Source organism: Pseudoalteromonas sp. McH1-42 (genome assembly GCF_022347845.1).
GTDB classification, from domain to species: domain Bacteria; phylum Pseudomonadota; class Gammaproteobacteria; order Enterobacterales; family Alteromonadaceae; genus Pseudoalteromonas; species Pseudoalteromonas rubra_D.
On record NZ_JAKRFU010000010.1, the window covers coordinates 80,283 to 105,916 of the forward strand.

Below are 25,634 nucleotides of genomic sequence, written 5' to 3' on the forward strand. Positions count from 1 at the left end.
GGAAAGAACATGTCTTACACTGTTGCTGAGTTTATTACGCTCAGACTAAAGCAACTTGGTTGTTATCACGTATTTGGGGTGCCCGGCACTTCATGCTCAGATTTTATTGATAGCCTGGTAGCCGACCCGGATATGCAGTTTGTGAATACAGTCAACGAGCTGGAAGCCGGCTATGCTGCTGATGGCTACGGCAGACAAGGGGCAATCGGTGCGGTATCGGTCGCGTATGGCGTTGGTACGCTCAGTATGGCAAACGGCATTGCCAGTGCCCTCACTGAACGCGTGCCATTGGCAGTGATCAATGGTGGCCCAACAGACAAAGATTTACGCCTGGAAGCAGAATATGACGTCCTCTTCTCCCACTCAACCGGATTTGGCAAAACAGACCTGAAAGTGTTTCGTAAGCTAACTCTGGGTGCAGCGGAGATCCGCACTCTGGAAGGCGCAGCAGACCGCATCGATCGTTTGTTGATCATGGCCATTGAACGCTCAGGTCCGGTTTACATCGAGATCCCACAAGATCTATGGAAACAACCGATTGGTCATTTTTCTCCTAACCTGGCTTACAGTCCGAAGCGCTTTAAACGAGGAGCAAGACCCTTCACGCAGGCCGTCGCCGACAAACTTGCTCAGGCAAGCAATCCGGTGGTCTTGTTAGGAGCTGAGCTGGTGCGTTTTGGCTTAATCGATGAGGCCATGCGATTTGTTGAAGCACAAAACTTGCCGTTTTATACCACCTTATTGTCCAAATCACTGGTTAGTGAATCTCACCCGCTGTTCTGCGGCGTTTATGATAGCGATCTGGCACCGTCCACTGTGACTCAGGGCGTTGAATCGTCAGATTGCGTCATTGCCCTCGGGTGTTTATTCGGTATTGACCATCGCTACATGGTCACCTCTCTGGGCGACAAACTGCTTCGTGTCGCATTCAATAAAGCCATGATAGGGACCGAGGTGCTGCCTAAACTGTCACTGGGCGCCTCTTTAGAGTCACTGAATCAGTTACCTGAGTTGACTCACACAGATCGCCAAATCCCTACCGTAGCAGGACAAACGTATCAGGATCGCCGTGCACAATGGCAATCCAAACTGGGTGATGACCCGTATAACGGCACGCTCGGTCACGACGGCATCTTTGCTGCGATTGGTGACTTCCTGACGGAACAACCTGATCCTTATTACATCAGCCTGGACACTTGCCTGGCCAGTTTCCCGGGAGCAGATATTCCGGTACTGGATACCCAATGCTTCCTTTCAAACCCCATCTGGTTGTCAATCGGTCAGGGCACACCCGCCGCAATCGGCGCTTACTTTGCAACAGGCAAACGGCCACTGATAGTGACAGGTGATGGCGGTTTCCAAATGGTGTCGCAAGCCTTCTCGTCATTCGTCCAGAATCAGATACCTGGCATCATAGTGATCATCGACAACGGTTCGTATGCCATTGAGCAGTTCCTGATCGATGGCACTTTCTTTACTGAGCCGAACAAAGCCCCACTGGACTACGTGATGCTTAACGGCTGGAAGTACGAAAACATGCCCCATGTCTACAATGGCGGAATTGGCCTCAGGGTCACCAGTTATGATGATCTGCTGGGCGCACTGCATCACGCACATGCTCGTCCGGATCAACCCTGCGTTATTGCAGCACAGATCCCAATGAAAGATCTGCCGGCCGAGAACCGCGCTTTCTTGGGTATTTAAGCCAATCAGATATTTATTCTTTTAATCGTTTCAAGAGGCGTTTACGCCTCTTCAGCACAAGGGTATAAGGATGACATTGTCGCGGCGTACGTTTTTAAAAAGCAGTTTCGCACTTGCAGGACTGACTGGTTGTCAGGTTGCAGCCTCTCCGTTAGTCAGGGCCTTGTTAAATCAGGAGAATAGCTATCATGCACTCTACCTGGACAAAAATCGACTGACTGAATTGCTGCCCATTCTGGCTCAGCAACTACACCTTTATCAGGATGCCGAGATCCATACACAGGCGATCCAATGTATCGCGCAACTAGAGAGTGAGCACGCCATCTACACGCGCCTTAACGAACTAGTGACGCAGAACTCAATGAACCTGAATCTGATCAACATGCATCGCTATCAGGATCGTCAAATCCAGTGTATTGAGTCATTACAGGATCTCATCACTGCAGTCCCGGTAGACGGTTACATCAGTTTTGGCTTACCCAACAGCAGCTTTGATCCCATTGCTCAATTGCCACAGGTGAGTGGTCGCAAATTGACTGTTACCCGGCCTATGCCGGCAAGTTACAGTCCCATCGCGCGATCCGATGTGATCAGTATCGCCACAACCACTGAAGTAGATCAACACGCACTGGCGCTGAACGAAGACACCCATTTGCAACTGGCTGCCATTTATGACGGCCCACACTGTTACAGCCAAGGGATGTTTACCGGGATGATGTCAGGGCTGAGTCGAAAAATGACCTCTGGTGGTCACCTTGCCATGCGCCTCTATGACGTACAAAAACCTGTGCAACAGCACTTTGCGGCAGTGCTGAATGACTGGACCAATCTGTTTGAAGGGCAATCCTGGCAGCAAGCTGCCGCGCAACGCACACGACTGCGCTCCGCAACAACATGGCACCGGGAAATGGCGCAATATGGGTTCAAACTGGTCGATATGCACGCGCTGAACTCACACCAGGCGCTTCCTGAATACCTGGCTCTCTATCAAAAGGTTTCTTAATCTATGAAAAATCAGCAACACACCACTGTGTCCAGGCGTTCCTTTTTAAAAGGGACCGGACTGGGACTGGGCGCGCTGGCAACCAGCACCCCCACGTTTGCCTGGCAAAACACCATTGATGTGCATCAGGGCGTCGTCGCCACAGCCACGCTGAAAAATGCTGGCTTGCAAGAACAAGCCCACATGCAGGATCAGTACATGGCACTGGCAGACACGCTGGATTTGCCGATCCGGACAGGCCATCAGGTTCTGATTGTTCTGGGTGTCGTGTCGGATAAACCATTTCCTTACAGTGTTGACAGCAAACTCCTGCATGCAAGCCTGAAGCATCTGCTGGCACAAGGGGTGAAGGCGCAGCAAATCACCATTGCTTATCGCAGTGAACACGACCTCCAGCCAACCTCGTCACTGATGGTCTCGGCAAGCAAGGCGCTGGGCAAGGCATTTAAACCGGAACATTTTGTTAATACCCTGGGCAATACACACTGGGAGACATTGACGCTCCCTCAGGGTTTACCGGCTTTACGCGTTTTGCACAGTGCTAAGCGTGCCGATCATATCGTATACCTGGGCCAGCTGACCGATCAGCATGGTCAGCCTGTCATCCCTGAACAGGCCATTGCACAAACCCTGTTGGCTGCTGATGGGCTGGCTCAGTATGCCGGGCAACTGGATGATGTCACCAAAATCTCCGTGCTCAACCGCGCGGTGTTTGCCAAAGTCAGGCTAGTGGCGAACAACGCAACGCGATTTGTCGCAACCACTGATACTGCGCAGTGCGAGGAAAAATGTGTCCATCCGGGGATCCTGAATATCTCTAATGATATGACCAGCCAGGCGATATTCGCGCGTCATTACCTCAGTGCGCTGCACGATAAGACACAGGTCACAGCGCGCACTGCTCAGTCATTAGTCTGGATGCAACAAGGGAGTAGCCGCGATCCGCTGACTATCCGGTTGGTTGAATCAGCTCTGAGCCGTTCCGGTGTGGCATTGAAAAAGGTAACGCTGGGGTAACATGTGGTGTGGCTGAGCCGTTGCTCAGCCACACCTGTAGGGGGTAAACCCTTATGGACGATAGACTCTGACGTTGGCAAAGCCATTTTCGTGCAGGATCAGGGCCTGCAGCTGGCTCATCACGCCTTTGTTACAATAGAGGTAGTAATCTTTGTCCTGTGGTAAATCGCCAAACTTCGTCGCGAGGCGGAAAAATGGCAAGTGGATCACTTCAATTCCCTCCAGCTCAAGTGGATCGGCATCTTCTTCTTCCGGAGAGCGAATATCAACCACCACGGCCCCCGCAGGCAGATCGCTGACATTTTCCGCTTCTTTAACTTCTTCTTTTGCCTCAGCCTCAATCTCGCGAATGTCTTTCACGATGGCGTTTTCCACCACGGTATCCAGCACATCAAAGTCAAACTTGCCTTCTTCAGCTTCGATTTTTTCCAGCTTCGCTTTAACCGTTGGCTTTTTCGAGATCACACCACAGTACTCAGGCATGGACTCCGCCATTTCACAGGTGCCAATCTGGCGCGCAATGCGAATGATCTCTTCTTTATCATATTGGATCAGAGGGCGTAAGATCAGGGTTTCGGTGACACGATCAATCACATTCAGGTTTGCCAGCGTTTGACTCGACACCTGACCAATACACTCACCAGTCACTAATGCCTGAATACCAAAGCGCTCAGCAACGGCGGAACCAGCACGCATCATCATACGTTTGAGCACGACGCCCATCTGGCTGCTTTCTATGTTCTCCAAAATCTCTGCCACCACAGGTTCAAAGTCTACCGTGATAAAACGTACCTTATGCGTTGAGCTGTATTGCTTCCACAAGTAGTGACTCACCTGCTTTACACCAATCTCATGTGCCGCACCACCCAGGTTGAAGAACAAGAAGTGGGTTCTCGCGCCTTTACGGATCATCTGGTAGCTGGCCACACCCGAGTCAAAGCCACCCGACATCAGAGACAACACGTCTTCTTGTGTTGGCAATGGGAAACCACCCATACCCAAATGTTTGGTTGTGACAATATAAGCACGATCGCCTTTTACTTCGATTTTAACCGTGACCTCAGGCTTGCGTAATTGCACCCGTGCGCCCGGCACATTCTGGTTCAAACCACCGCCGACATACCTTTCTACGTCACTGGAAGTAAAGTCATGATCCCCCTGACGTTTCACCCGAACACAGAACGTCTTATTTTCGATTTGCGGGCCCACCAAAGGCAGTGCGGTTTGATAAATGTCGTCCAGCGTTTCAAAAGTGGTTTCCTGCACTTCAAGAAACTGCACAATGCCTGGAATGCGGCCCAAACCACTGACAAACGCTTGGCGGATCTTAGGATCTTCGCTGTGCGTTACCACTGTGATGTTGTCCCAGTTATTTTTTACCGTCACTTTTTCGTCAAAGCGGCTCAGCACCAGTTTGATGTTTCGTTCGAGTACCATAGTAAAGCGTTTGCGAACCGATTTACTTTTGATCACGATTTCAGGGTGCAATTTGACGATAAATTTAAACATAGAAGTCACTCTTGGTTTGGACATGAATGCGCAATTGGCGCGCCGACAACGGGCGCGCGATTATAGCAGACTTATTAAAGACTAGGAAATATACAGAGGATAACCAGCTTTTCTGGTCTGTGAGATCAAGCTATGCTGGGTAAAGACGCATCCGCCATTGCCTGATAGTGTTGCTGTAGATGTTGGATTTTGTCCCGGCTCAGTGAGGTGGCATAGGGTTTAAACAGCATCAAGACCTTCACAATGCCATTGTAGATATCCTGCTGCTCCAATACCCCAGTCATTCTGCGAGCTTTCACGTAAGGTGTCCAAAAGCTCACCACCATTTTCAGCATGTGTGCCAGCTCATTGGCATCCTCATTGCTGATCGCGATGACTTCGGCCTTTCGCAGACCAATAACGACTGCTTTCACCTGCTCAAACAATCGAGCCTGAAACGCAATATAGTCTTTTTTAAGGACATCGTCGCGCACCAAAATATCGTTGAGGTTATCGTAGAAGAAATGATAACGCCACATCAGCTCAAACAGCGAATCGAGATACTGGGTCAACTGTTCAACGGGTTCATCATGGGCTTCTAATGGCTTGAAGTGGGTACTTAAGTGCTCACTATACAAAGCAAAAATATTACGAATAATGTCTTCTTTATTTTTAAAATGGTAATACAGATTGCCAGGACTGATCCCCATATTAGAAGCGATGTGGTTGGTGGTGATTGTTCGCTCGCCATGTAAATTAAACAAGGCGATACTGGTACGAATAATTTTTTCCTTGGTATTCATATTCGGTTCTCTGATAACACGTAATTAATGAAGCAAGTAACCTTTCGGTTATAACGCCCAGTGAAAATAGCACTAAATGGGAATAACATTAAATTTTCATTTTGAAATCAGACCAGTGATATTGTGCCGTAAGCTTGATAATATAGAGCGAATTTGAACTTTTATGATCCAGACATGCAAGTAACCGCTTTATATCCGGGCACCTTTGATCCGCTCACCAATGGACACGCCGATTTAATCAAACGCGCGGCCAAAATGTTCGACACTGTCATTTTAGCCATCGCACATAACCCAAACAAAAAACCCTGCTTTACTTTGGATGAACGTGTTGCGTTGGCAAAAGATGTATTGGCGGAACATGACAATGTTAAAGTCATTGGCTTTAGCGGACTACTCGTCGACCTGGCCCGTCAGCAACAAGCCAATGTGCTGATCCGTGGGATCAGAGCGGTTTCTGATTTCGATTATGAATTTCAGCTGGCAAACATGAATCGTCGCTTATTTCCTGAATTGGAAAGTGTGTTTCTGACGCCTTCTGAGAAAAACTCTTTTATCTCTTCTACACTGGTCAAAGAAGTCGCTTTACATCATGGTGATGTCAGCGAATTTGTCAGCCCATTAGTGGCTAAAGCTCTAGAGGAAAAATTACACGGATGATGCGCTCCTGTTTTATGTTAAGCAGTCTGGCACTGGCCTCAGCATCTGCCTACTCTGCTCCCTGGATTGATGCCGGGCAAAGCCATCTTAAACATTCGATTGACTTGCTTGTCAGCGCAGGCGTGATTCAACGCCCAGTTAACCAGTACCCTTTAATGTGGAATGGTCTGGTGGATGATCTGGCCAAAGCAGATCCGACTCAGCTGCCCGAAGATGCTCAGTTTGCGCTGCAACATGTAAACCATGCCTTGGATCAGGCCAAGAATGACAAACACTCAGGCATAGTCACGCATTATGGTGATGAACAAACGATGCCGGCAGGGTTTGGTCAGCAAACCCGCTCTCGTGGCGGGGTTAGCAGTTATGGTCAGATCACCGGCAGCAATGTCAGTGCACGCGTACAAGTTAACTATGCCGAAGACCCACAAGACGGCAAAAAGGTCAATCATCATGGCAGCCACCTGGCAGTGTTACTGGGAGACTGGGCGTTTAGCGCAGAGCGACTCGATTACTGGTGGGGTCCGGGCAATGAAAACGCCTTGTTACTCTCTAATAATGCGGCCCCGATGAAAGCGTTGCGTATCAGCCGGGCCAATACTAATTACAGCGGCCCAAGCTTCTTATCATTTATTGGCCCCTGGCAAATTACCGCAATCGCAGCAAAGCAGCGTCCGCAGTTAGCTGACGCCAACGAAAAAGACTTCTGGGGCGTCAGAGTGTCGGCCTTTCCTTTACCGGGATTGGAAGTATCTTATGCCACCACAGCCAGCGATTTCGTGTACCGAACAGACCCGGAGGATGAAACTCAGAACCAGCAACGCCTGAGCAGCATGGATGTCAAATACGCCTCACGTATTGCAGGTGTGCCTGTGGCTTTCTACGGTGAAGTAAGTGGCGACAATGACCAAGGGGCGCTACCAGACAATGGGGCTTTCACCTTAGGCGCAGAAGCTTTCTGGGGCACGTCAGAATATCGCATTAAATCCTATCTTGAATACAGTGATACAGAAACGGATTGCCAGGCTCAGCAAACCAGTTTTCAGTGTGACTTTGCCACCGCAGGCAAAGGCGCCGATTACCGCGAACGGGGCCGCTGGCTGGGTGCACACATGGGACCACAGGCAACCTCTGTCAGCTTAGGCGCAAACTATTACGGCATGGGCGGCATAGGCGGTTACGCCAAGCTAAAACGAATAGAATTTGAGACGCTCAATCTCGATCGGGATTTGATTCAGGTTGGTTATCAACAAGGGCTGTTTAGCGGCTTGCTAAAGTTGGATTTGGCGTATTGGCGTGATAAAGGTACGACCGATTCAAACAACGAAACGTCAGCATCCGTCAGTTGGGAGTATCGATTCTAAGCTTTTTCCGCCCGATCCTATTCGGGCGGTACCAACGCTTGTCATCACGCTTTTTGTGCCGTATACGGTTGCGGATAAAACAAACGATACAATGCTAAAAAATCACGATTCGTTATCAGAGCCCCCACCATCACAAAGTCTGCACTGATCACTGTCCACGAATAAATGTACCACAACAGCCAGGGATCCATGGTACCAAGTATGTAGGAGTCCACGTACATCATGAAAAACATCGAGGCATTTATGCTTAGCGCTAGCACGCAATAAAAAAAAGCGGGTTGCAGCGGTGCATGCCTGAACCACCTATACCGGGCAATGAACAAAGCCACCACGGTCAGGACATCATAACTCGCCCAGTAGATAAAATCGCTGGCGACCATGTCGATAGACATAAAAAGATCGCTCAGGCTGTACGACAACGATAGGATCAGAGAAGCAGACAGAACTTGCTTGTTAATGTTTATACCCAGTACTGCCAGCCCGGCACTGAGCAAAAAAGCCATATAAAAGCCCCAGAGCACCATGGCACCGGTACTTAAGCCAAAATAATCAAATATCATAAGTATCGCTGTTTTGTGGTTTGTGCGAACATAGACCAAGCCATTTAATACAAATTTGCTTAATTAAGTGAAATTGGTATAAGACTTCGTCAAGTATTTCAAACTCTTATTGTGTGGCGCTACTCTATCAAACACTGCCACACTTTGACCAGCTTTGTGGGAGGACTTTACTGACTTTGCGTGCCATGGCTAACAAACGATCCCTGGTGCAGATGGGCGCAGAAATGAAAAAAGTGCCCGCAAGGCACTTTCGCTAAATCAATGTTCTGTCACTCACGCCACAAACTGACAGGGTATACGTGCAGGTTCTGCAACCTGTAACATGTATTCCATAGCCACTTCATCGCAGTTGTTTTTACGCAAACACAGTTCACAGTCTTTCATGACTTTTTCGGGCAGGCTGTCTTTGTTACACCCACTGAACCCTTGCTTATCAAAAAAACCTGGCACCCGGGTCAGCACAATGACACGCTTTAACGCCAGACGCTTGGCTTTGGCAAGCAGGTGCGCTACAAGCAGCTGCCCCTGTCCTTTTACTGGTATCGACGGGTCGACGCCCAGGGAGCGGATCTCAGCCAACCCCGTATCGTAAATATAAAGCGATGCACAACCGGTGACCTTGCCATCGACCTCAGTCACAGCAAACTCATTGATACTGTGGATCATGTCACTTTTGGCACGCGGTAGGTTTTCGCCCACTTTGGCCCAGTACTGGATCAACCCTGCGATGGCCTCTACATCGTTTAAAGAGGCATCACGTACCGTGATTCGCTGTTTTTTTTTCGCCACGCCGATGGCCGCAGAAACCTGAGTCACCGACGTACCACCTTTCGCACTGCGTGCTGCAATACAGGCATCAAGATGTAATACCGGATAAACATCCTGTTCAATGTGCGGACACACCGACTGAAACTGTGCGAGACTAAGATCTTCAAGGTTTTTTTGTTCACTCAGCGCCAGCTGTACCAATTGACCCACAATATGATGGCCTTCACGGAAAGGGATCCCCTTTGCAACCAGATAATCGGCCAGCTCTGTGGCATTGGCATGACCACCTTGTGCCGCCTGTTTGGTTTTATCGGCGTTTACTTTCACACTTTCAATGCAAGACTGCGCCATATGCAGTGCCGCCAGCCAGGTTGGCATGGCGTCAAACACCCCTTCTTTGTCTTCCTGCATATCCTTGTTATAAGCCAGTGGCAAGGCTTTCAACGTCATCATCATGGCGCTGAAGGCCCCAAATACACGCCCCGTTTTGCCCCGGATAAGCTCTAGCGCATCAGGGTTTTTCTTCTGTGGCATTAAAGAGGAGCCGGATGTCACATTGTCACCGAGGTCAATAAAGCCCGCCTCGCCGGAGTTATAAAAAATCATATCCTCGGCCAGACGTGACAGGTGCAGCATAGAGATCGAGGCACAACTCAGCAACTCCAGGACAAAGTCCCGATCTGACACGGCATCTAAGCTATTGCGGGTGGCACAGTTGAACTCCAGCTCAGCAGCCAGCCGTTCTCTGTCGATAGCATAGGCTGTGCCTGCCAGCGCCCCGCTGCCAAGTGGACATTCATTCATCCGTGTTATGGCATCTTGCAGGCGCGACGTATCGCGCTCCAGCATTTCCACATAGGCCATGCACCAGTGACTGAACAGCACAGGTTGTGCCCGCTGCAAGTGGGTATAACCTGGTAAAATAGTGCCCAGCTCACGCTCTGCCAATGCAACGAAAGCCGCTTTTAACGTCGTCAGTGCGTCCAGGATTTTGTAACCACTATCACGGCACCATAAGCGAAAGTCGGTGGCCACCTGATCATTGCGACTACGACCTGTGTGTAACTTTTTACCCAGATCGCCGACTTTTTCAATCAACCGCGCCTCGACATAAGAATGAATGTCTTCATAGCCGGCCGTAGCAATGGCACGCGGATCAGCACTGGCTTCCTCGAGTAGCGCCTGCAACGCCGCGACCAGTTGGGCATGCTCATCGCCAGTCAGGACCTGAACTTGCTTAAGTGCCCCAGCCCAGGCAATCGAACCAACAATATCCTGCTCAGCCAGCTGATAATCGAACGGCAAGGAATCATTAAATTGTTTGAAGGCCTCATCCGGCCCAGACGAAAAGCGCCCACCCCACAATGCCATGTTACTTTACTCCTCTGATTACCTTTACTTGACCGACTTTTGTTTGTTCAATGCCGCAATACGGCTGGACAAAGAGAACAGGCGAATAAAACCTTCGGCATGAGACTGATCGTACACATCGTCTTCTCCAAAGGTTGCAAAGTCCTCACTATATAGGCTGTTCACAGAACGTTTTTGCACGGCACTGACCTGTCCTTTGTATAGCTTCAGTACCACTTCACCCGTCGCAACCTGAGCCAGAGATTGCGCCGCAGCCAACAGAGAATCTTTCAACGGCGTAAACCAGCGCCCATCATATACCAAGTGGGCAAATTCATTGGCGACTGTTTCTTTCCATTTGCGACTCGCCTTATCCAGCACCAGCTCATCAATGGCCTGTAATGCGGCCACCATTACTGTGCCTCCCGGCGTTTCATAACAACCCCGTGACTTCATACCCACCAGGCGGTTTTCGACAATATCAATTCGCCCCACGCCATGCTTTGCGGCAATTTCATTGAGCGTGAGCAAACAGTGATAGGGAGTCAGGGCTTGACCATTAACCGCAACCACCTGCCCAGACTCAATTTGCACACTCACCAGCTCGGCTTCATTGGGTGCCTGCTCAGGCGAAGCCGTCCAGGTCCAGACCTGATCACTCGGTTGATTCCAGGGATCTTCCAGTTCGCCTCCCTCATGGGAAATATGCCAGGCATTGGCATCACGGCTATAAATTTTAGTTGCAGAAGCTGCACACGGAATATTGCGTTCAGCCAGATAATCCAGCAAAGACTCACGACTGGACAGAGACCACTCACGCCATGGCGCAATCACTGCCAGATCGGGTGCTAGTGCGGCAAAACAGGACTCAAACCGCACCTGATCATTGCCTTTACCCGTACAGCCATGAGACAGTGCATCCGCGCCCACTTTACGCGCAATTTCTACCTGTGCCTTAGCAATAATAGGTCGAGCCATTGAAGTACCCAGTAAATAGGTCCCCTCGTACACCGCACCACTTTGTAAAGTAGGATAAATATACTCACTGACCAGTTCAGCTTTGAGATCAACGATATGACATTCACTGGCCCCCGACGCCAGGGCTTTCTCTTCCACGCCCTGAAGCTCCTCATCCCCCTGGCCCACATCGGCTACAAACGCGACCACTTCACAGCCATAGTTTTCTTTTAACCAGGGCACAATCGCTGAGGTATCCAGACCACCGGAGTAAGCCAGCACTACTTTTTTAATGTTTTCCATAATATTTACCTTAATACTTAAATCGATTGGCTCAGACGATCTGTTTGTTCATGAGCGCGAGTAACAGGGCATTTTGCGCATGCATGCGGTTCTCAGCCTGTTGCAGGATCCGTGCTTTAGGCCCGTCCATCACCTCAGACGTGATCTCATAACCACGGTGAGCAGGCTGGCAATGCAGTACCGTGCTGGCCCCGGTCTGTTCGAGTAATGTTTGATTGAGCTGATACGGCATAAAGGTCGCTTTCGCCTGTTCCAGTGAGGTATCACTCCCCATAGACACCCAGGTATCTGTGTACAACACATTGGCACCTGCCGCCGCTTCGATACGATCGCTGATCAGCACCGATGCCCCGTTTACCGCCGCAATTTGCTCTGCCTGCTTAACAATCTGGGCATCAGGAGAGTGTCCTTTGGGACAAACCGCAACAAAATCGGCCCCCAGAGTCGCGGCCAGCAATAATAATGACTGGCAAACATTATTGCCTTCGCCCAGGTAGGCCAGCTTGATCTGGCTAACATCGCCAAACACCTCCTGCAACGTCAAAAAATCGGCCAGCGCCTGACAAGGGTGATACAAATCACAGAGACTATTCACCACCGGGATATCAGAGTATTCAGCCAGCACCTCTAAAGTGTGATGAGACGAAACACGAGCGACCAGTGCATCTGCCCAGGTGGCGATGTTCAATGCAAAGTCCTGCACAGACTCACGGCTGCCCATAGCACCGTTTTGCTGATCCAGATAAACGGCGTGTCCTCCGAGTTTGTTGATCCCAATATCAAATGACAAACGGGTTCTGAGGCTGGGCTTTTCAAATAAAGTGACCACAGATTTACCCGCCAGTGCGTGGGCAAATTCCTGCGGCTGTTGTTTAATGTCACTTGCAAGCGCAAGCAGTTTTAGGATCTGGCTTTTATCCAACTCCAGACCAGTAATAAAATGACTCGACATAAGGCTTCCTACGGTAGAATATGGGTTCCGACGTGCTGGCCCTCAATCAGGGCAAGCAGGTTATCTGGCTTCTGCCAGCTTGAGATATACACCCCACGTCGTAAATGTCGGGCAGCGTGAAGACTGGTCTTAACTTTGACCTCCATCCCGCCCACAATCACCTTCTGTGCTATCAGTTGTTCTATCTGGTCACTGTTGAGTTGCGCTAATGGCTGACCTGTGCCATCCAGCACAGCTTCAACATCCGTCATAAAAATCAGCTCACCACCGAGTTGATGTGCCAGCACAGCTGCTGCTTCATCCGCATTGACATTAAACAGCGCGCCGTCTGCACCAATGCCAATCGAGCTAACTAAGGGGATTCTTCCAGCAGCCAGCAGCTCGGGGATCAGGCTTTCGTGCGCTGCTTCACAGGTGCCAACCTGCCCCAACGCCTTGAGTTTCTGCGTAGTCAGCAGGCCTGCTTCGTATAAACTGATCCCTGCCGGCACCAGACCCGCTGTAATTGCCTGTGCCATTAACTGTTTGTTTGCGCACCCAGCTAATGCACCGACTATGTAAGGCATCTGCTCTTTGGGACTGATCCGCAGCCCCTGATGTTTAGCGGTCGCAAACCCGGCATCACTGAGCCAGCGGTCTACTAATGCACCACCGCCATGCACTACTACAAAGTTGTCTTTATCACCTTGCTGAGCCAGTGATTTCAGCGCGATAAATAAATCATGCGCGGCGTGCTCTGAATTCAGCACAGCACCACCAAGTTTGATCACCCAGGTTTTTTTATCTGTCATGAATTACCCCATCAACCCTTGTTCATGCGGATACTGACTGGCCAGATTCATACATTGCAGCGCCTGTCCTGCCGCACCTTTCAATAAATTATCTATGGCCACTGTGACAATCAGTTGTTGCCCCTGTTGTTGCCAGCCAATATCGACAAAGGCCCGGTTTGCCACCCCTTTGATAGAAGGCAGCGCATCACCTTTAAGCCGGATCAATGGCTCGTCTGCCAGCACCTGATAGGCCTGTGCTACCTGATGTGCAGATACACCTGGCTTGAGCGAAACATAAATAGTTTCGAGGATCCCACGGGGGAAATTTCCCAGGTGTGGCGTAAACAAAACGGGATGCGCAAGATAGCGCTCAATTTCAGGTGTATGTCTGTGATTAAACAAACCATAAGGCGCCAGAGAAACTTCACAAAAATGCGTTGTGAGGCTCGCTTTACGCCCGGCACCCGTGACGCCTGAGACCGCATTAATAATAATGGTGTCATCGCTTAGTAAATCGGCCTGTTTAAGAGGTTTCAGCGCATTTAACGCGGCGGTTGGATAGCAGCCGGGCACAGCCACCAGCTGGGCCTCGCTCAAAGCGTCACCGTACCATTCAACCAGACCATACTGTGCTTTATCGAGCCACTGCGAATAAGGGTGGCTAAATCCATAATATTGTTCGTAATCAGCACTGCTTTTGAGCCGGTAAGCACCGGACAGGTCGAAGACCTTTTTACCCATGGCAAGAAAAGTCTGGGCAAGCTCAACGCTTACCTTGTGATCGGTACAAAGGCAGACATAGTCGACATCACTGTCGGCTATGTCTGCAAACGTCTCATCCGTCAAAGGGAGCAGGGAGACATCAAGTAAACCTGTATGTTCAGGATATAACTCACTCAGATACTTCCCTTTATCTAAACTCTGTGCGGACACATAACAGCCACTGAGGTGCAAACCCGGATGACGGGCCACCAAACTGGCCAACTCTGCGCCGCTATATCCGCTGGCGCCAACAATTGCTACGTTAAACATCGATAACTCTTATAAATTAGTAAACACAAAGACCATATAAATCTGCTATTGATGATGTTATCGTCGCATTGTTGCACCCTCTATATTTATGCTAAAAAAATGAATTGATATTCACCTTACATACATATAGATTTTTATGCAACAGGTTTGAATAAATATTTTAGGATAAATACATGCCACTTCCCGACTTTAAAACTATGTACAGCGAGCTCATCGCACGCCCCTCAGTCAGTGCGCTCGATCCCAGTCTTAATCAAAGTAACCGCGCAGTCATTGAGCTGCTTGCACATTGGTGTGAACAACTGGGCTTTAGTACCGAAATCACCGAGCTACACAGCGCACCCGGTAAATTCAATCTGCTCGCCCGCAAGTGCCCGCCCGGTATGGCAGAACAAGCAGGGGGGCTGATGCTGGCCGGACACACAGATACGGTGCCCTTTGACGACAGCCGCTGGAATTTTGACCCTTTCCAGCTCAGTGAAAAAGACAATCGCTTGTATGGCTTAGGCAGCATTGACATGAAGGGCTTTTTTGCCTTTGTGTTGAAAGCACTGGAGGAGCTGCAAGAAGCACAGCAAAGTGCTCCGGTGATGATCCTGGCCACCGCAGATGAAGAGATCACCATGGCAGGTGCACAAGAAATCGCGCGCCACGCAAACCTCAAACCGGCACGCTGTATTATCGGTGAACCAACCGATATGGTGCCGGTTTATACGCACAAAGGGCACATGTCTTCGGCCATTCGGATCACCGGTCGATCCGGCCATAGCTCAGATCCCGAACGAGGTCTCAATGCCATTGAAGTCATGCAGCAAGTGATTACCAATCTGTTACAACTAAAAGAAGATTTAAAGAATAAATATTCACTATCTGATTTCGTCATTCCCTACCCTACCTTGAATTTAGGTCATATTCATGGAGGTGACAATGCCAACCGCATTTGCGGCTGTTGCGAGTTACATATCGACCTGCGTCCACTGCCCGGACTCAGCATTACCGAGCTGCAGGCCTTATTAATGCAAGCTGTAGCCCCTATCAATGAGCGCTATCCAGATAGCGTGTCTGTCATAGATCTGCATGACCCCATTCCCGCATTTCATGGCACCCGGGATTGCGCACTGGTGAAGCTGGCTGAAAAAATTTCAGGTCAACAGGCCGTTGCCGTGAATTACTGTACAGAAGCGCCCTTTTTACAGCAGCTTGGATGCGAGACCATTGTCATGGGACCGGGCTCTATTGCTCAGGCACATCAGCCAGATGAATATCTCGCGATGGAAAAAATCAAACCCAGTCAGCAAATTCTGACTGAATTAATCCGCCAACAATGCTTTAGCTGAATCGTTCAGCTCCCGTGTAATAAGGTGTAATTTGCACAAAACTCAACCAGACACTATACCTGAACAGATGTAACACAAGATCGGTAACGGCCTGTCAATATGCGCCCCGTCAAGCGCAACAGGTCGCCATCCGTGAAGGTGTGCCCATTTGCGCGGTATGGTCCGCCGTGGATGCACCTAGGGCCGTTCGGGGCCATCGACTGTCAGCATAGGACGCCGCAGTATCTGTCTACTGACAAGGAAGGGGCAAAAGATGTGCAATCTACTCTCTTATTATCACAATCCAGATAGTATCTGCTATGTGTTTAGCCGTGCTTGTCTCGGCAGGCATATCGCTGCCAGTTACGTTTGTCTCCCTCCTTTGATGCGTGCCGCTCGCAGATTTTTCTCATTACACTATCAGGGGCAAACTTATGTACAGACTGAGCGACTTTTATCGCCTCAGTGCCGCACTGACTGGCTACCAAGAAGTCGAGTTACAAGGCACGGGCGTCGGTCCGGTTTACTGTCAGACACTCAGTAAATGGGTCCGTCAGGACGTAATTGAAGCACTTTACGCTCAGGCAGAGCAGATTGGTGCACTCGACAATGATACCAATCAGGCGCGCTTTTACGACCAGATCTGGAATAGTGCCAAACTCGGGCCCGTCGCCAGAAACATCATCAAAATGTGGTACCTCTCCATCTGGTATCAGTTGCCAGCTGACTGGAATGCCCTCTATGGGGTTGATGATTTCAGCGCCGATAAACCGCTCGTTGAAGACTATGTGATTTCAAGCAATGCCTATATTCAGGGCCTGGTCTGGAATGCGTTGGGCAGTCACCCTATGGGTGCCAAGCAGCCTGGATATGGTACCTGGGCCTTCCCCGGGCACACAGCAAAAACACATAACCTGGATTAAGGAGCCAAACATGACACATCATCATAACGACTACGACGTCGTCATCGTCGGTGCCGGTATTGCAGGTGCCATTATGGCTAAACAACTGGGTGAACAAGGCAAACAAGTCTTGATCTTAGAAGCCGGTACTGGCACTGACGGGCGTTTCTTCGATCAGGGTAAAGAGCAGGGCTATGAATCCTACATGGAGCGCTTTTTCACAGCCATGGCCAAAATCCCAAATGCGCCCTACCCTAATAACCCCAATGCCCCTCAACCCTTAGTGACGGATATTCAGAAACCACCGCTCGATAAACCCGTTAGCGACCATGGGTATTTTGTCCAGTATGGTCCGGATCCCTTTGCCAGCACCTACACCCGCAGCGAAGGCGGCACGACTTTACACTGGCTGGGCACCTGTTTACGTATGCTGCCCGAAGACTTTGAACTACAAAGCCGGTTCGGTCGGGGCCGGGATTGGCCAATCAGCTATCAGGAATTACAACCCTGGTACGAAGTAGCAGAGCAGCATATCGGGGTCTCGGCGAATGCCGATGTACAAAACTACCATCAAATTGACAATCCCAGTGTGCAGCTACCATTTGAGGAAAATTACAACTACCCGATGGAGCAAATACCACAGAGTTTTCTGGATCAGTACCTCGCCAAAGGGCTGCAAGGTATGCAGGTTAACATTGAGAATCAAACCTACCCCATTGATGTGGTCGCAACACCACAAGGGCGCAACGGCATGCCACGCGGTGATTATCGCCCGGTGGGGGCTGTCGGCAATCCAGATCTTGGCCAGCGCTGCGCAGGTAACTCAAACTGTGTGCCCATTTGTCCTATTCAGGCTAAATATTCTGCCTTAAAAACACTGGAACAGGCCAAACAGACCGGCAATGTGACCATAGAAACACAGGCCGTGGCCTATCACCTGGCCGTAGATGACAACACCCAGAACATCTCCAAAGTGCACTACAAGCGCTACCACTCTACTGATTCTGCAGCTTTCGAAGATAAAGCCGTGACAGGCAAAATCGTGGTCCTCGCTGCCCATGCCGTCGAAAATGCCAAACTCTTGTTGGCTTCCAATGTTGCGAACTCCAGTGATCAAGTTGGTCGCAATCTGATGGACCATCCAACTATGCTGACCTGGGGTCTGATGCCGTGCAAAATTGGCGCATTCCGGGGCCCTGGCTCGACCTCCGGGATCCCGTCGCTGCGCGGTGGCGCATTTCGTGCCGATCAAGCCGCATTTCGCATTGAAATAGGCAACTGGGGCTGGAGCTGGCCGGAAGGCGCGCCCATTGCCACAGTACCTGATCTGATCGACAAACACGGGTTGTTTGGCCCGGCGCTGCGGCACAAAATCGCAGAGGAATACCCGCGCATGTTCCGCTTTGGTTTTTTGGTCGAGCAACTACCGGATCCTGATAACCGCGTCACCATAGACGATCAATACCGGGATCAGCTGGGCAACTATCGGCCAGTGATCCATTACAAAGTGACAGACTACACCCGCGCTGGGATGGCACAGGCCAAAGAAGTGTCGGATGCCATTTTCCAGCGGCTCGGTGTTGAACCCTTCACCCAATACAAAACCAGCGATCCGGGTTATGTACAATATCAGGGCAAGGGCTATGTCTACAATGGTGCCGGACATCTGGTTGGCACACACCTGATGGGCGATAACCCGAAAGACTCTGTGGTTAATCGCGACCAGCGCAGCTGGGATCACCCCAACCTCTACCTGGTTGGCTGCGGCAATATGCCCACCATTGCGACCAGTAATCCAACTTTGACCATGGCAGCACTGACCTTCTGGGCTGCTGACAACGTGTTAAACGCACTCGACCAGTATTGATGAGGGACCAGCCATGTATCACAAACTGCAAAAACGCCCAATAGAAACGCTCGAACAGCTGCATCATGACCTGCAACTGGCCATTGAACTGGAGTTCTCCACACTACCGGTCTACCTCACCGCCTTATATTCCATAAAGGAAGGTACCAATCAGTGTGCCTATACCGTGATCCGCTCAGTCGTGATGGAGGAGATGTTTCACCTGACCAATGCCGCGAATCTGTTGATCGCCACCGGAGGTAGTCCGGCAATTAACAATCCAGAGTTTCTGCCCACCTTTCCAACTAAACTGCCTGACGGGGAAACCTGGTTTGAAGCAGATCTGCAACCATTCAGCCCGGCAGCACTGCGAAACTTCCTCAAAATTGAAATGCCTGCCGATCTGGCAAAAGCCGATGATATCACCATAGGCGAGTTTTATGTCGGCATTGAAAACGGCTTAGAAACTCTGCATAACCGCTATGGTCCCGCGCTGTTCCCCGCAGATTGTCATGACAAGCAAATCGCGCATAAGTATTACTATGGCGGCGGCGGAGAGATCACACCGATCACTGATCTGGATTCAGCCAATTTTGCACTCAATGCCATCGTTGCCCAGGGTGAAGGCGTACCAGAAAAACACTGGAACCCAACCCAGCCTTTCCCGCTCGGTGAAACCACTGGCATAGACAGCGGCGACCATCAGCTCTTCATGCAACCCAGAGAGCTGTCTCATTATTATCGCTTTAACGAATTACTGCTGGGTTATCGCTATGTACAAGGAGATACGCCCGATTCGGGACCGACAGGCCCCGCGATTCCCATTGATTATCGGCAAGTTTATCCGGTTTTGAAAAACCCTCAGCCAGAAAACTATCATGCCTTCGGGGCCATTGCCCGGCTGGATACAGAATTTAATCTGACCCTGAGCCTGCTACTGGATCAACTTCACCTTGCCTTCAATGGCCAGCCTGACATATTGGTTGCTGCGGTAGGCACCATGTTTGGACTCAAAGAGAAAGCCCAGAATATGATGCGCGTGCCACTGCCTGATGGCAGCGGTCACCACGCAGCCCCCACCTGGCGCTACATCCCCATAGATAAACGCCCTGGAGCATGCTGATATGATCACAAGACGCTTCGATCACATTATCGTGATCATGTTTGAAAACCAGTATCGCGGTTATGTGATGAATAACCCTTACATGCGCAACCTCGCCGCCCAGGGCATTGAGCTGACCAACAGTTTTGGCGTGATGCACCCGTCGCAAACCAATTATATCGCCTCACTCGCAGGTGAGCTGTGCAATGTGACCGACGATGAAGTGCCACCCAGATTGCCGCAACGCACCTTAATTGACCTGATAGAAGATTCAGCGCAAAACCTCGACTGGCGTGCCTACATGGAAAGCTATGTGGCGGGCTGGACGCCCTGGAAAGCAAACAACTTCACACCCATAGACAGCTATCCGTATGTACTCAAGCACGACCCCTTTTCGTCATTTGCCCGTATTCTCGACAGCGAAGCGCGCTGGCAGAAAATTGGCAATGAGGCACAGTTCTACCAGGATTTACTCAACGATAACCTGCCCGAGTTTGCCTGGTTTACACCCAACATGTGGCACGATGGGCATTATTTGCTTGGCACCAAAGACAATGACCTCAAAGGCGAACGCGCGCCAGTGCTGGTGGATCAGCAAGCAGACTGGCTGAAGTCGTTTTTTGCCTCGATTAATTTCCCCGGTCCGGACAGCAAGCTCCCCGATAACACCCTGGTGGTCGTCACCTACGACGAGGCCGATTTTGAGTCGGATTATGACACCAGCCAAAAGTACAAATATTACTACGACGGGCCGAATCAGATTTATACGGTGTTACTGGGCGATACCCTGACACCCTCAAAGCAACATGAAGGGTACAACCATTACTCTTTGCTGCGCACCATTGAAGAGAACTTTTCGCTCGGTACGCTGGGCAAGAACGACCGCCATGCTAACTATTTCCGCTTTTTGTGGGATGAATCGCTGCACTGGCAACGAGCTCAGTCCGTGCCGCACCTGGAACAGATCTGCGATTTGCAAGCCGCCAGCCTGGGTACGCAACTTTACCTCTTCTATACACGGCATGATCAGCCCGGTCAGTTGCACTGTACCAGCTTTGACGGCCATAGCTGGTCAGCGCCATTACAGCTTCAGGCGGATTGCAAAGATCAGCTTCAGCTCAGTGCGCAGGGCAATACACTGGTGCTGGGATATCGTGATTTGGACTTACGTATTACCCTGCACACCCTAACGACCAATCAGGGCTGGCAAACCTTACCTGCCCCCAGCAATGAAAGCATCTCAGCCCTGGCGTTACAGGTGTTGCCAGAGAGCCACGATCTGTTACTGGTGTATCGCGATCAGCAGGGTTGCATGCAAGCACAGCGTTATGCCCAGCAACAGTGGCTACCTCAGCCGCAACCACTGGTGTGCAAACCCACAGGCCCATTCACTTTAGCCTCATTGGGCAGCAATACCCTGCTGATATATCGCGAAGGCAATGGTCAGGCGCTGGCCTGTCTGAGCTATAACAGTGCAGAATTTAATGTCACCGATGTGAGTAACAGCACCTATGCCGGACCACAAGACAATGCAGTGAGTCATCAGTGGTCGACTAACGGGTTTGGCATTGGCCATTTCTCCCAGGCTCCCAGCAAACTGACGCCCGATGAGCCAGAGCCACAGGAACACAGTTATCAAAGTGAAGGCAACCTGGCCGCAGCGACGCTCGATGGCGTGATCCACTTGTTTCACAATGCCCCCAACAGCCAGCAGCTACTGAGCGCCTGCTTTTCTATTCCAGGTGTACTCACCAGTCAGCAGGCTGTCTCCTACGATCCAGCCAAAGCCGATACCACCAGCAACGGCTATGGCACCATGGCCGAAGCAGGCTGGAGTGAGCAACAGATGCTCAACAATGCCCATCGGGATCCAGGCACCCCGCTGTGCGCTACGCGCTATCAGGACCAGCTTTGGTGCTTCTATCTGAGTAGCCATGACCAGCAGCTGCGGGCCCATGTAGCCGCTTACTTATCGACAGATTGTCGCGCCACATAAAGCTCATTCAGAGGTAACGGACAATGACTATCAATTTAAGATGAATCAATAAGTACAGACGAAGGCAGCCAGGGATCCCGCCGCCTTCGAGCAGTCACTGTAGGGATCAAGCCTATGGCTCTGTGGGATACCCCATGGAATGCCAGTAGCAATTAATGAGGAAACCATCATGACTGACGTAACGCCCCCTGATCTTTCAAAACCTTTGCTGATCGACCCGGCACAGGAAAACCCGCCAGCGCCGACAACCGAGTTGGGCCCGCTACAACACCTGGTCGGCACCTGGACCAATCAACCGCTGGGTAACTCTGGTATGGGGGGAACGGACAAACCGTTTTCTTACTGCCTGATGCCACTGCCTCAGGAAGCCAGCTATATCCTGAAAAACTTTGCTTACTATGAAGAATTAACTTTTTCAGCCATTCACGGCACAGCGCCCAACCGCGGTGGCTTAGGCACGCAAGTTGCCAACACCCTGTTTTACGAGCAGCGCGTTTACTTTGCCGATGGCCCGGCAAAAGATCAGCTGGTGCATGCCGAAAATGGCTCACTGCTGTTCCTGACCGATCGAAAACAATTGCTGGGGCCTTATGGCAACGGAGAAAAGCCGGGGATCGGAACTGAAACTGTGCCTAACAGTGTGCCACCGACGCAAAACTATGACTTTATCAAGCAAATGTCGGTACCACATGGTAACTCAATTCTGGCCAGCGGGCATTTCCAGTCAGGCACAGGTGTGCCCACCATTCCGATGCTGAGCAAAAGTGACGTGCTCCCTATGGGTCTGCCCCATGATGTCAGCACCGATCAGTACAGCACCAAAAGTGTTGGTAACCTGAACCCAGACTTTACCCTGAACCCCAATCAGCCACTGAATAATGCACTGGAAGTATCTCCACCGAAGAAATTCATTTTACTGGAAGTGGATACCGCCCACTCGGGCATCCCCGTGACTAATATTGGCTTTGAGCAACAGCATGCCAACGTCAGCCGTTATGCCATCAGCTACTGGCTCGAGTCACTCGATGGCAGTGATAATTTCACTCAGCTTCAGTACTCGCAAAATATCACCATGGAGATCCCTATTCAGGGGCAAACCGTCACCTTCCCGCACATCACTACCAATACCTTAGTCAAAAAGGCCTAAGTACAGCGGGCATAAAAAAACCGGACTGATGTCAGTCCGGTTTTCTCTTTTGCAAGATTAGATAGGCGAGCCTGGCGGCATCGGCAGGGCTTTAAAGCCTTGCGGCCATTGACCACTTTCCAGATACTGCGCCACTAAGTCCGCCAGATAGGTGTCAAATGCATCGGCCTTGCTGCTGCCACCAAATAGAGAGTCGTCACTGTATTGCTCTACCAGCTGACTCAGGTAGTAACGCAACTGGGCCTGAACTTCCGGTGCCAGCTTATCGCTGCTACCCAGCTCTGCCAGACGATAGGCTGTTAAAAACTGCACACGCTGCGTCAGTTTTGTTGCCATGCCCGACTCCGCTTTCGGCTGAAAAACATGCTGATAAACTGTGTTCAGCAGATCGTCGCTGTTCAGGTTGGCATGATTACGAGCCCCCTGTTGCGCCAATCGATTTAGCCGCTGCGGGTTCAGCAATAAACTCAGGGTATGCTGAGCCGCCACTTCTGGCAACGCCATCGCATCCAGTGTCAGACCGGTACGCCCTTTGATGCTTTCACGGGTTTTATACTCGCCATAGGCTTTAGGCGGGATCAACGCCAGCACTGATTCCGGGATCATCAGTTGCTCAGGAGATAAGGTATCCAGCAGGGCCGAGAGTGCTGACTGCTGCTGTGCCTTGCCTACCACTTGTGCGCCTTTGGCAGTCTGCGCGCCACGCACTTCATAGTCGTAGTCTACGCCACCGATCAGTTTCACTGCCGATTCCACCTGATAACGGTGGAACAAGTACAACGGCACCAGCTTTTCTTCCAGCTGAGATAAGGCCTCACCGGTTTTGATGTTATTCAGGCCAAAACGGGCCAGCGCTTTACGACGAATATCCAGCACTCGCGTTAATTCAGCTGCCGGGTCACCGCCGTTATCCCACAGGTGGGCAGTCGGATGTGCACCGCCTTTAGGACGGGCATCGGCATCCGAGATAAACTCCAGCCCTTTGCTCTTGTTCTCTGCCAAAATAGCAGCCAGCCCCTGAGATTCATCCACCGCGGTAAAGTCGCTGTAGCCATACTTGATCACCTGGGTATCCCACTCCCCCATGCCTGATGCGTAGCCTTTGCTTATATCCAGCTCACCCTGATCGTTCATGCCCACCAGCGGATGCGGATAATCCATCACGGAGGCACGGTCTTTCACAGACGCCGAAAAGTTATGAGCAATCCCCAGCGTGTGGCCAATTTCGTGGGCACTGAGCTGGCGAATACGGTCCAGCGCCATGGCGTGCAGATGCGCGGTCACTTCATCACCTTTTACAAATGGCGCAGCTAACGCTTCGGCAATCAGAATATCCTGACGCACGCGCAATGAGCCCAGGGTGACATGGCCTTTAATGATCTCGCCGGTACGCGGGTCTATCACCGATGCCCCATATGACCAGCCACGGGTCGCGCGGTGAACCCACTGGATCACGTTGTAACGAATGTCCATGGGATCGGCATTTTCCGGCAGCACTTTGACCTGAAAGGCATTTTTGTATCCCGCCGCTTCAAAAGCCTGATCCCACCAGCGTGCACCATCCAGTAATGCAGTCTTCACCGGCTCGGGCACACCCGGGTCAAGGTAATACACAATCGGCTCGACCGGCTCAGAGACTTTTGCAGTCGGGTCCTTTTTATTTAAGCGATGGCGCGGAATATAACGCACATACATAGACTCGCTCAGCGGTGCCGAGTAGTCCTTGTGCTCAATACTCCAGTAACCTGACTGCGGATGGAATGCGCGGGGCTGATAATTTTCATCCGGCAGCTCAATCAGCGAGTGGTGCTGATGGACCGTCACCGCATAAGGGTTGGCCGTCGCCTGCTTCACATACTCACCAGGCTTGCTGCCCTTAAAGGTCAGGACCGCTTCCAGCTCGGTGTTTTTCATAAAGGCTTTGGAACGTGGCATATAAGTCGCGCTGCGGCTGGCATCCAGGCTGTAACTGCCCTGCTTGCGCGCCGCCAGCGTCCGGGACACACCGTGGACATCCGACAACAGATAAGGGGTGTAATCGATCAATACACTGTCATCATCTTCGGCGACCACTTTAAAGCCATTTAAAATGCTGGAGGCAAACGCCTCTTTGACGCTTTGCTGCTCCGCCGGATTATCGGCACTGGCACGAAAATAGGTATTCAGTGCGCGCAGCATCACCTTGTCACCAAAGCGCTCGAATTGCACCAGGTAAGTACTACCCAGCTGGCCGCGATCTAACCCTATGTCGTTGGATCCGACGCCATACGGCAGGCTATGCTGAAGTAAGAACGGCTGCGAGAGTTTATCCACATCCAGGTAAATTTTGCCACTGGCAGGGTCGCTATAGAACGCATAAAACCCGGGGAAATGGTTGAGTTTGTCAGTAAATTCATCAATAGACTTAATTGCAGCGTGCGCTTGGGGTATCATAGCCAGCAGCAAAGCCGAGAGCATGTGAGGTGCAAAGCGTGTTTTTCGCATTTTCTTATCTTTGTTGTGTTAGGTTAGATGACTGGTACCTCATTTGTATATTAAATCGTATACAAAATACAGTTATTTAGGACAAAATTCAGCGCTGTTTGTGGCCTGCTCTC

Annotated in this window: 20 protein-coding genes; 11 read left to right on the forward strand and 9 right to left on the reverse strand. The window is 50.8% G+C overall.

What is annotated here, in order from left to right; translation table 11 throughout:
* Positions 1–9: 9 nt before the first annotated feature.
* The 3 genes from MHN31_RS10170 to MHN31_RS10180 all read left to right on the forward strand — a co-directional run bounded on the left by MHN31_RS10170 (position 10) and on the right by MHN31_RS10180 (position 3,724).
* Positions 10–1,704, forward strand: a complete 1,695-nt coding sequence (locus MHN31_RS10170) for a thiamine pyrophosphate-binding protein (RefSeq protein WP_125558390.1) — start codon at positions 10–12, stop codon at positions 1,702–1,704.
* Positions 1,705–1,774: 70 nt separating this feature from the next.
* The gene (locus tag MHN31_RS10175; protein ID WP_239444219.1) at positions 1,775–2,707 is read left to right on the forward strand and encodes a hypothetical protein; all 933 of its coding nucleotides are present in this window, start codon (positions 1,775–1,777) and stop codon (positions 2,705–2,707) included.
* 3 nt (positions 2,708–2,710) lie between these two features.
* Positions 2,711–3,724 (forward strand): twin-arginine translocation signal domain-containing protein, encoded by a 1,014-nt coding sequence (locus MHN31_RS10180; protein ID WP_239444220.1) that lies wholly within the window; start codon positions 2,711–2,713, stop codon positions 3,722–3,724.
* 51 nt (positions 3,725–3,775) lie between these two features.
* Here the strand turns inward: MHN31_RS10180 and thiI are convergent, their stop codons facing one another.
* Together thiI and MHN31_RS10190 are read right to left on the reverse strand one after the other, a co-directional pair.
* Positions 3,776–5,233, reverse strand: coding sequence for a tRNA uracil 4-sulfurtransferase ThiI (gene thiI, locus MHN31_RS10185; RefSeq protein ID WP_239444221.1), 1,458 nt, complete (start codon positions 5,231–5,233; stop codon positions 3,776–3,778).
* 125 nt (positions 5,234–5,358) lie between these two features.
* Complete coding sequence (locus tag MHN31_RS10190) at positions 5,359–6,015, reverse strand: TetR/AcrR family transcriptional regulator (RefSeq protein ID WP_239444222.1); 657 nt, start codon at positions 6,013–6,015, stop codon at positions 5,359–5,361.
* Positions 6,016–6,189: 174 nt separating this feature from the next.
* Here MHN31_RS10190 and coaD point away from each other — a divergent pair, with 174 nt between their 5' ends.
* Positions 6,190–6,672, forward strand: coding sequence for a pantetheine-phosphate adenylyltransferase (coaD, locus tag MHN31_RS10195; protein ID WP_138536836.1), 483 nt, complete (start codon positions 6,190–6,192; stop codon positions 6,670–6,672).
* A complete protein-coding gene (locus MHN31_RS10200) occupies positions 6,669–8,033 on the forward strand; it encodes a capsule assembly Wzi family protein (protein ID WP_239444223.1) in 1,365 nt (454 codons plus the stop codon). Before coaD ends, MHN31_RS10200 begins: the two co-directional genes overlap by 4 nt.
* A 44-nt stretch (positions 8,034–8,077) precedes the next feature.
* Here MHN31_RS10200 and MHN31_RS10205 read toward each other — a convergent pair whose 3' ends face one another.
* The 6 genes from MHN31_RS10205 to argC all read right to left on the reverse strand — a co-directional run bounded on the left by MHN31_RS10205 (position 8,078) and on the right by argC (position 14,728).
* Positions 8,078–8,593, reverse strand: a complete 516-nt coding sequence (locus MHN31_RS10205; RefSeq protein ID WP_125558404.1) for a hypothetical protein — start codon at positions 8,591–8,593, stop codon at positions 8,078–8,080.
* 273 nt (positions 8,594–8,866) lie between these two features.
* Positions 8,867–10,732, reverse strand: a complete 1,866-nt coding sequence (gene argH, locus MHN31_RS10210) for an argininosuccinate lyase (RefSeq protein ID WP_239444224.1) — start codon at positions 10,730–10,732, stop codon at positions 8,867–8,869.
* 24 nt (positions 10,733–10,756) lie between these two features.
* Positions 10,757–11,971, reverse strand: coding sequence for an argininosuccinate synthase (locus tag MHN31_RS10215; RefSeq protein WP_239444225.1), 1,215 nt, complete (start codon positions 11,969–11,971; stop codon positions 10,757–10,759).
* A 31-nt stretch (positions 11,972–12,002) separates the two neighbouring features.
* Positions 12,003–12,923 carry an ornithine carbamoyltransferase gene (locus MHN31_RS10220; protein WP_010383340.1) on the reverse strand — a complete coding sequence of 307 codons (921 nt, stop codon included), beginning with the start codon at positions 12,921–12,923 and terminating at the stop codon, positions 12,003–12,005.
* Positions 12,924–12,931: 8 nt separating this feature from the next.
* A complete protein-coding gene (gene argB, locus MHN31_RS10225; protein ID WP_239444226.1) occupies positions 12,932–13,714 on the reverse strand; it encodes an acetylglutamate kinase in 783 nt (260 codons plus the stop codon).
* A 3-nt stretch (positions 13,715–13,717) separates the two neighbouring features.
* Positions 13,718–14,728 (reverse strand): N-acetyl-gamma-glutamyl-phosphate reductase, encoded by a 1,011-nt coding sequence (argC, locus tag MHN31_RS10230; RefSeq protein ID WP_239444227.1) that lies wholly within the window; start codon positions 14,726–14,728, stop codon positions 13,718–13,720.
* Between the two features lie 173 nt (positions 14,729–14,901).
* On the opposite strand from argC, the gene argE reads away from it, so the two are divergent.
* The 6 genes from argE (at position 14,902) to MHN31_RS10260 (ending at position 23,037) form a co-directional block, all read left to right on the forward strand.
* Entirely contained in the window at positions 14,902–16,065 is a 1,164-nt protein-coding gene (gene argE, locus MHN31_RS10235; RefSeq protein WP_125558416.1) for an acetylornithine deacetylase, read from the forward strand.
* A 413-nt stretch (positions 16,066–16,478) separates the two neighbouring features.
* Positions 16,479–16,967 carry a hypothetical protein gene (locus tag MHN31_RS10240; RefSeq protein ID WP_239444228.1) on the forward strand — a complete coding sequence of 163 codons (489 nt, stop codon included), beginning with the start codon at positions 16,479–16,481 and terminating at the stop codon, positions 16,965–16,967.
* Between the two features lie 10 nt (positions 16,968–16,977).
* Entirely contained in the window at positions 16,978–18,813 is a 1,836-nt protein-coding gene (locus MHN31_RS10245; protein ID WP_239444229.1) for a GMC family oxidoreductase, read from the forward strand.
* Between the two features lie 13 nt (positions 18,814–18,826).
* Positions 18,827–19,915 (forward strand): ferritin-like protein, encoded by a 1,089-nt coding sequence (locus tag MHN31_RS10250; RefSeq protein ID WP_239444230.1) that lies wholly within the window; start codon positions 18,827–18,829, stop codon positions 19,913–19,915.
* A 1-nt stretch (position 19,916) separates the two neighbouring features.
* Positions 19,917–21,890 (forward strand): alkaline phosphatase family protein, encoded by a 1,974-nt coding sequence (locus MHN31_RS10255; protein ID WP_239444231.1) that lies wholly within the window; start codon positions 19,917–19,919, stop codon positions 21,888–21,890.
* Between the two features lie 169 nt (positions 21,891–22,059).
* Complete coding sequence (locus MHN31_RS10260) at positions 22,060–23,037, forward strand: heme-binding protein (RefSeq protein ID WP_194866626.1); 978 nt, start codon at positions 22,060–22,062, stop codon at positions 23,035–23,037.
* 57 nt (positions 23,038–23,094) lie between these two features.
* On the opposite strand, the gene MHN31_RS10265 is transcribed toward MHN31_RS10260, so the two are convergent.
* Positions 23,095–25,521, reverse strand: a complete 2,427-nt coding sequence (locus tag MHN31_RS10265) for a zinc-dependent metalloprotease (protein WP_239444232.1) — start codon at positions 25,519–25,521, stop codon at positions 23,095–23,097.
* Positions 25,522–25,634: the final 113 nt, after the last annotated feature.